Here is a 7,574-nt window from a genome sequence, read left to right on the forward strand (position 1 = left end):
GGTCCCGTGGTGTAGCGGTTAACATGCCTGCCTGTCACGCAGGAGATCGCGGGTTCGATTCCCGTCGGGACCGCCATATTGAACCATCAAAATTACGCGATTTCATTTTTGTATCTTCCTATTTTCCCCTTTTTGCTCATGATAACAGAATCATGTAAAATAAACATAAAACGATAAAATCCTTAGGATGTTAATGATCCTAAGGTTTTTTTATACATACAAAGAAATCGAGGAGATTCTAATGAAACAATACGAAATAATCTCTCATAGCCTAGAGGAAACAAAATCATTAGCAAAGACGTTAGCTACATATTTAAAACCTGGAGACGTTCTTACGTTAGAAGGGGACTTAGGAGCTGGAAAAACGACATTTACGAAAGGACTAGCGGAAGGACTGGGAATCACGAAGACTGTTAATAGTCCTACATTTACCATCATTAAAGAATACCATGGAAATCTTCCGCTTTATCATATGGATGTTTATCGATTAGAAGATACGTTTGAAGACTTAGGATTTGATGAGTATTTTGAAGGAGACGGTGTCACAGTTGTCGAATGGGCTCATTTAATTGAAGAGCAATTACCTGACAACCGCTTGGAGATTCAAATTTTTCATCAAGGGCAAGATGTTCGTAAGATCGTTTTTACCCCATTAAGTGAACGGTTTGAACAAATATGTGAGGAGATTTTTTCATGAAAGTATTAGCAATTGATACATCCAATTATGTATTAGGGGTTGCGTTACTGGAAGAAGATAAGGTTATCGGAGAGTATATTACAAATTTGAAAAAAAACCATTCCGTACGAGCCATGCCAGCCATTGAACATTTATTAAAAGATTGTGAAGTTACCCCAAAAGAGTTATCAAAAATTGTGGTAGCAAAAGGTCCTGGCTCCTATACTGGAGTACGTATTGGGGTGACTATTGCCAAAACACTTGCCTGGAGTTTAAATATCCCATTAGTTGGTGTTTCTAGTTTAGCTGTTTTAGCTTCTGCTGGAAGATATTTTAATGGGTTAATTGCTCCATTATTTGATGCACGAAGAGGGAACATCTATACAGGTTTATATCGTTATGAAAACGGACAATTGGTGACAGTGATTGATGATTGTCATATGTTAGCCGAAGAATGGGCAAAAATGATTGCTACCTATCATCAACCGGTGTTGTTTATAGGAAATGATGCTCCTATACATTTTAAGATGTTTAAACAAGTGTTAGGTGATAAAGCCATTATGGCGGAATTGACAGAGCATAATCCTCGTCCGGCTGAGTTAGGAAAGCTTGGGTTAAGCGCCAAAGAAGAGTCCGTTCATACGTTTACCCCGAATTACATTCGTTTAGCAGAAGCAGAGGCGAGATGGTTAGAGCAAGAAAAGAATAAGTGAGGAAAGTTCGATGAGCGATGTGATTTTTCGAACGATGACAATTGAGGATTTAGATGGTGTGATGGAAGTCGAGCGATTATCGTTTCCTTGTCCATGGAGTAGAGAATCGTTCGTTAATGAGTTAACCATTAACCATTTTGCCTCTTATACGGTAGCCGAATTCGAAGGAAAAATTATCGGTTATTGTGGTGTATGGATTATTGTTGATGAAGCGCACATAACAAACATTGCGATTCATCCACACTTCCGCGGAAGAAAAATTGGTGAAGCCTTGTTAATATATGTGATGAAGTTAGCGAAAGAAAAAGGGGCTTTTACGATGACCCTTGAGGTTCGAGTAAGCAATCATGTTGCGCAATCTTTATATCGAAAGTTAGGCTTTCAAAATGGCGGTATACGGAAAAATTACTACACTGATAATCAAGAGGATGCACAAATAATGTGGGTGAAATTATGAAAAACAATGATTTATTAGTACTTGGAATTGAAACAAGTTGTGATGAAACAGCGGCGGCTATTGTGAAGAATGGAAAAGAAATCGTATCAAATGTGGTGGCTTCCCAAATTGATAGTCATAAACGATTTGGAGGTGTCGTCCCAGAAATCGCTTCTAGACATCACGTCGAACAAATTACCATAGTAATCGAAGAGGCGTTACAACAAGCTGGTGTCAGTTTTGCAGATATTGATGCGATTGCTGTAACGGAAGGTCCCGGCCTTGTAGGTGCTCTATTAATTGGTGTCAATGCTGCAAAAGCTATTGCTTTTGCTCATCAAATTCCGCTTGTCGGCGTTCATCATATCGCAGGTCACATTTATGCGAATCAATTAATCACCGAGCTGCAATTTCCATTACTAGCATTAGTCGTATCTGGCGGTCATACAGAACTCGTTTTAATGGAAGAGCATGGAACATTCAAAGTCATTGGTGAAACACGCGATGATGCCGCAGGTGAAGCATATGATAAGGTCGCCCGGACCTTACAACTTCCATACCCAGGAGGTCCCCATATTGACCGCTTAGCTCATGAAGGTACCCCAACCATTGACTTCCCACGGGCTTGGTTAGAAGAGGGATCGTATGATTTTAGCTTTAGCGGCTTAAAATCAGCGGTAATTAATACATTGCACAATGCGAAGCAAAAAGGAGAAACGCTCGATCCAAAAGACGTTGCTGCCAGTTTCCAAGCTAGCGTTGTGGATGTGTTAGTGACTAAAACGGTCCAAGCGGCCAAGGAATATGGCGTTAAACAGGTGGTGTTGGCAGGAGGAGTAGCTGCCAATAAAGGTCTCCGTCATGCATTAGAGCAAGAATTTGACACATTACCGATTCAATTAGTGATTCCGCCATTATCCCTATGTACAGACAATGCGGCGATGATTGCAGCCGCAGGAAGTGTATTGTTCGAACAAGGGAAGCGTTCGGCGCTTGATATGAATGCGCATCCAGGATTGGATTTAGAAACGTTTCATAATAAGAAATAAAAATCTATCGGGTTTAAACCGATAGATTTTTTTATTTCCACAACATTACACAATGGTGTTTTAGAAATTTTAACAAAATAAAGCACAATTTGTGGATAATTTGTTGATAAATATTAAGTTTAAACAAGAGGTAAACTTAAAATTATTGTGTATTTTGTGGATAAATACGAATAATTTTGTGGATAATGTGGAAAAGTTTTAAAAAAACCTTCATTTCAATCAACCAAATGTGAATAAATATGTGTATGATTGTGGGGAAGTTGTGAATAAAAAGTCAGCTAGCCTTGTCTGTTTGGCTAGCTGTTTTTACTAATGAACTTATTCGGCAAGTACGGTCCATTCATTCATTAATTCGTCCACTTTCGCTTTCATTTCTTCAATTTCTTTGTTAATACATGCCGATTTTTCGTGATTTTGATACACTTCAGGTTGACATAGCTCTTCTTCTTTTAGCGCAATTTTTTCCTCTAGAAGGTTAATTTCTTTTTCAATTTCTTCTATTCTTCGTTGACGTTGTCGCTCTTGACGTTTCGCTTCTTTTTCTTGTTCATAGGAACGTGTGCTCTTTTGGGTTTCTACTTTCATGCTAGATGTGTCTATTGAGGCTAACTCTTCTAGCTCTTGTTTCTTTTCTAAGTAATAGTCGTAGTCACCTAAATATTCTTCTATTCCCTCTGACGAAAGCTCCCACACTTTTGTCGCAAGGCGATTAATAAAATAACGGTCGTGAGAAACAAACAAAATCGTTCCAGGGTAATTTAATAGCGCTAATTCGAGCACTTCTTTACTATCAAGGTCTAAATGGTTGGTCGGCTCGTCTAATACAAGGAAATTCGCTTTCTTTAGCATCAGCTTAGCTAAAGCTAACCGTGCTTTTTCTCCACCGGAAAGGGAGGAGACAGGTTTTAACACGTCATCACCAGAAAATAAAAAGTTCCCTAAAACCGTTCGAATATCTTTTTCCGTCATCGTTGGGTAGTCGTCCCATAATTCATTTAACACCGTTTTATTCGAATGCAAGTCTGCTTGCTCCTGATCGTAATAACCGATGGTGACATTAGCGCCGAACGTGATGTCCCCTTGAAGTGGAGCTAGTTTTTGGACCACCGTTTTTAACAAGGTTGATTTTCCGACACCGTTTGGACCGACAAGGGCAATGCTTTCTTGTCGGGTAATGTGTCCATTAATGGAAGTAGAAAGGGCTTTGTCATCATAGCCAATCGTGATATTGGAAAGTTTTAACACTTCATTACCACTTTGGCGCTTAATATCGAACGAGAAGGACGCTGCTCCATCATCAAGATGAGGTTTTTCTAGTAAGGTCATTTTTTCTAATTTTTTTCGCCGACTTTGGGCCCGTTTTGTTGTTGAAGCCCGAGCAATATTTCGTTGAATAAAATCTTGTAGACGAGCAATTTCATCTTGTTGCTTTTCATATTGTTTTTTCTCTTGCTCGTATTTTTCTGCCCGTTGGATTAAATATTGACTATAATTTCCTTCATATTTATAAATTTGATGACGGGAGATTTCATACACACGATTAACGACTTTATCTAAAAAGTACCGATCGTGAGAAACGATTAAAATGGCTCCCGTATAATTTTGTAAATATTGCTCTAACCACGATAAGGTTTCGATGTCTAAATGGTTGGTCGGCTCGTCCAATATTAAAATATCCGGCTTTGTTAATAGTAATTTTCCAAGTGCAAGACGAGTTTTTTGTCCTCCACTAAGAGTAGCGATACTTGTGTTATAATCGTATTGATGAAAATTCAAACCGTGTAAGACGGAGCGAATATCCGCTTCAATTTGATAACCACCTGCATCTTTAAAACGAACTTGTAATTGGTCGTACTCTTTTAATAGCTTTTGATAGGCGGTTTCGTTTTCATAGATAGATGAATCAGCCATTTTTTGTTCCATTCGTCTGAGCTCTTGTTCCATTTCTTTTATATGTGAGAACACGGTCATCATTTCGTCCCAGATGGAAAGTTCCGATTCCAGTCCGGTATGCTGTGCTAAATAACCAATAGTTACGTCCTTTGGTTTTACAATTTCTCCAGCATCGTAGGATAAATGACCGGCAATGATTTTTAAAAGTGTCGATTTTCCAGCTCCGTTGCGACCAACAAGTGCGATTCGATCTTTTGATTGAATTTCTAATTTTACATTCGAAAAAATGAGATCTGCACCGAAATATTTACTGAGTTGGTTTACTTGTAATAAAATCACTTCATCTCACCTCTATACGTCATAGAGTAAGTGTAACTTATTTTTCAAGAATTCGGCAACGGTCCTACTCGGGACAATTCATAAAAAATAGTGTATCATGAGAAGTATGGAATTTTATGGTGTGAACAAAGGTTAAACAAACGTTTGATTAAATTCGTTATCCATATAATCAAAAAATGGAAGCGTTCACATGAGTTTAGTTTAAATGATATAGAAATGGTGAGGGAGAGATTATGAATCAAGAATCAATAAAAATACCGCAAGCAACTGCCAAACGTTTACCACTGTATTATCGTTTTTTAAAAAATTTATCAGCCTCTGGAAAGCAACGCGTATCATCAGCGGAGTTAAGTGAAGCGGTGAAAGTCGATTCAGCCACCATTCGTCGTGATTTTTCGTATTTTGGGGCGTTAGGAAAAAAAGGGTATGGATATAATGTAAATTACTTGCTTTCCTTTTTTAGTAAAGCATTGGATCAAGATGAAGTTACAAAAGTCGCACTTATCGGTGTCGGTAATTTAGGTACGGCGTTTTTAAACTATAATTTTTTAAAAAACAATAATACAAAAATCCATGTTGCGTTCGATATTGATGAGAAAAAGGTAGGAACCCATATTGGTGATGTGCCTGTCTATCACCTTGATGAATTGGAAAAACGTTTGCTACAGGATGAGATTCAAGTAGCGATTCTTACTGTTCCGGCTAATGTCGCGCAACCGATTACTGACCGATTAGTAAAAGCAGAAGTAAAGGGAATACTAAACTTTACTCCGGCTCGATTAAATGTGCCATCATCGATTCGTATTCACCATATTGATTTAGCAGTTGAGTTGCAATCGCTCGTTTACTTTTTAAAGAACTTTCCAATGACTGATGAAAATGACACGGAACCGTCACAAGAAGCTGTGAAATCAGAATAGAAAAAACGGCTTGTTTTCGGTATGATTAATATTGAGGGAGGTGTACCAGTATGGGAATGGGAGCAGGAAGCCTCATTTTAATTGCATTTGTTGCTTTACTAATTTTTGGTCCAAAAAAATTACCTGAATTAGGAAAAGCAGCAGGAAACACGTTACGTGAGTTCAAAAATGCCACAAAAGGCTTAGCGGATGATGACGATGATAAAAAAGAAGTGAAGTAACGTTAGGATGAACTGTGATGAGTCAAAAGGACATGACGATATATGAACATATAAGTGAATTAAGAAAACGGCTCATAATTGTGGTCGTTTTCTTTGTTCTGTCGACCATAGTCAGTTTCTTTTTCGTTGAGCCGATTATTAAATATTTACAAATGGCCGATGAAGCTAAGGAATTGACAATGAATGCCTTTCGCATTACCGATCCGTTAAAAATATATTTTCAAATGGCTTTCTTTTTAGCGTTTGTCCTTTCTTCTCCTGTTTTGTTGTATCAATTATGGGCATTTGTTAGTCCTGGTTTGTACGAACGGGAGAGAAAAGTAACGTTAAGTTATATTCCAATATCGGTGCTATTATTTTTAGGTGGCCTTTCGTTTGCGTATTTTATTTTATTTCCGTTCGTCGTTGATTTTATGTTGAAAATTTCCGCTAACTTAAATATTCAACAAGTGATTGGAATTAATGAATATTTCCAATTCTTATTCCAGATTACGATTCCGTTCGGCTTTTTATTTCAACTACCGGTTGTCATGCTCTTTTTAACACGGCTTGGAATTATTACACCGATGATGATGGCAAAAGTCCGCAAATATGCGTATTTTGTGTTGTTAGTGATTGCGGCATTTATTACACCACCTGATTTAATGTCGCATTTAATGGTGACTATCCCGCTATTTATTTTATATGAGATTAGTATTTGGATATCCAAAATCGGATACCGGAAAGTATTAGAAGCAGAAATGAAGGCAGCAAATGAAATCGAAGACTAAGTGATAATAGGTGAAAACTCGGCACGGGCCGAGTTTTTTCTTTATCGCGTGCCCAGAAAGATGCAGGGTGCTTGTTGGTGAAAGTCCAACCCGAGTAAGTGCCAAGACGCTCGGTAGCTGACCGGCAACTGGTGGAGAAATCCTAAGGTTGAAGCCCGGTGACAACGTAACTCCTTATGGGGTGCTAGCGAATCAGCAGGTCGTAACATAAAGTGAATTCTGCCGCTTCGTCAAAAGAGACCTCGATTGAGGGCAAAGGGAAGTCGAGCCTGGGGTATATGGGCGAAGACCATGGACGGTGTGAAGAACTTGGAATGCAGCACCTAGGAATCCCTCGGAGTAAGGGAAGCGACATGTTGAGAAAGTATCCTGTAGAACTGGGGAGACCCTCCTTCACACTCAGTAAGAGTAAAGAGGAAACCTATAAGCATATGCGAAGTGGTGGACTGTGAAGAGGGAGTCGGAGGAGGTCATAGTAACCATGAAGGAAAGACAACATAACTTTCTGGAGTAAAGGACCTCTACTTTGTTCACGTGTTGGAAGGAGGTAAGAGTGA

At 38.7% G+C, this 7,574-nt stretch carries 8 protein-coding genes and 1 tRNA gene; 8 read left to right on the forward strand and 1 reads right to left on the reverse strand.

The annotated features are described in order from the left end of the window. The 5 genes from H0Z31_15415 (at position 1) to tsaD (ending at position 2,874) form a co-directional block, all read left to right on the forward strand. Positions 1 to 76: transfer RNA gene (locus H0Z31_15415), tRNA-Asp, on the forward strand. 165 nt (positions 77 to 241) lie between these two features. Next, positions 242 to 697 carry a tRNA (adenosine(37)-N6)-threonylcarbamoyltransferase complex ATPase subunit type 1 TsaE gene (gene tsaE, locus H0Z31_15420; protein MBO8178812.1) on the forward strand — a complete coding sequence of 152 codons (456 nt, stop codon included), beginning with the start codon at positions 242 to 244 and terminating at the stop codon, positions 695 to 697. Beyond that, a complete protein-coding gene (gene tsaB, locus H0Z31_15425; protein ID MBO8178813.1) occupies positions 694 to 1,389 on the forward strand; it encodes a tRNA (adenosine(37)-N6)-threonylcarbamoyltransferase complex dimerization subunit type 1 TsaB in 696 nt (231 codons plus the stop codon). Before tsaE ends, tsaB begins: the two co-directional genes overlap by 4 nt. Positions 1,390 to 1,399: 10 nt before the next feature. Beyond that, positions 1,400 to 1,846, forward strand: a complete 447-nt coding sequence (gene rimI, locus H0Z31_15430; protein ID MBO8178814.1) for a ribosomal protein S18-alanine N-acetyltransferase — start codon at positions 1,400 to 1,402, stop codon at positions 1,844 to 1,846. After that, a complete protein-coding gene (tsaD, locus tag H0Z31_15435; GenBank protein ID MBO8178815.1) occupies positions 1,840 to 2,874 on the forward strand; it encodes a tRNA (adenosine(37)-N6)-threonylcarbamoyltransferase complex transferase subunit TsaD in 1,035 nt (344 codons plus the stop codon). The genes rimI and tsaD overlap by 7 nt, the downstream gene beginning before the upstream one ends. A 318-nt stretch (positions 2,875 to 3,192) precedes the next feature. Here the strand turns inward: tsaD and H0Z31_15440 are convergent, their stop codons facing one another. Further along, positions 3,193 to 5,106: an ABC-F family ATP-binding cassette domain-containing protein gene (locus tag H0Z31_15440; protein ID MBO8178816.1), complete on the reverse strand. Its 1,914-nt coding sequence runs from the start codon at positions 5,104 to 5,106 to the stop codon at positions 3,193 to 3,195. Between the two features lie 233 nt (positions 5,107 to 5,339). Between H0Z31_15440 and H0Z31_15445 the strand changes: the two genes are divergently transcribed. The 3 genes from H0Z31_15445 to tatC are packed head-to-tail and all read left to right on the forward strand — an operon-like array spanning position 5,340 to position 7,017. Next, on the forward strand, positions 5,340 to 6,026 hold the full coding sequence (locus tag H0Z31_15445; protein MBO8178817.1) for a redox-sensing transcriptional repressor Rex: 687 nt from the start codon (positions 5,340 to 5,342) through the stop codon (positions 6,024 to 6,026). Between the two features lie 50 nt (positions 6,027 to 6,076). Next, positions 6,077 to 6,247 (forward strand): twin-arginine translocase TatA/TatE family subunit, encoded by a 171-nt coding sequence (locus tag H0Z31_15450; protein MBO8178818.1) that lies wholly within the window; start codon positions 6,077 to 6,079, stop codon positions 6,245 to 6,247. Positions 6,248 to 6,264: 17 nt separating this feature from the next. Continuing rightward, positions 6,265 to 7,017, forward strand: coding sequence for a twin-arginine translocase subunit TatC (tatC, locus tag H0Z31_15455; protein ID MBO8178819.1), 753 nt, complete (start codon positions 6,265 to 6,267; stop codon positions 7,015 to 7,017). Positions 7,018 to 7,574 lie beyond the last annotated feature (557 nt).

The organism is Bacillus sp. (in: firmicutes), from assembly GCA_017656295.1.
In the GTDB taxonomy this organism is placed as follows: Bacteria; Bacillota; Bacilli; order Bacillales; family JACDOC01; genus JACDOC01.

Coding starts and splice junctions, on each gene's coding strand:
- rimI (MBO8178814.1), top strand. CDS start 1,400: ATGAGCGATGTGATTTTTCGAACGATGACAATTGAGGATTTAGATGGT.
- H0Z31_15450 (MBO8178818.1), top strand. CDS start 6,077: ATGGGAATGGGAGCAGGAAGCCTCATTTTAATTGCATTTGTTGCTTTA.
- tsaB (MBO8178813.1), top strand. CDS start 694: ATGAAAGTATTAGCAATTGATACATCCAATTATGTATTAGGGGTTGCG.
- tatC (MBO8178819.1), top strand. CDS start 6,265: ATGAGTCAAAAGGACATGACGATATATGAACATATAAGTGAATTAAGA.
- H0Z31_15445 (MBO8178817.1), top strand. CDS start 5,340: ATGAATCAAGAATCAATAAAAATACCGCAAGCAACTGCCAAACGTTTA.
- tsaE (MBO8178812.1), top strand. CDS start 242: ATGAAACAATACGAAATAATCTCTCATAGCCTAGAGGAAACAAAATCA.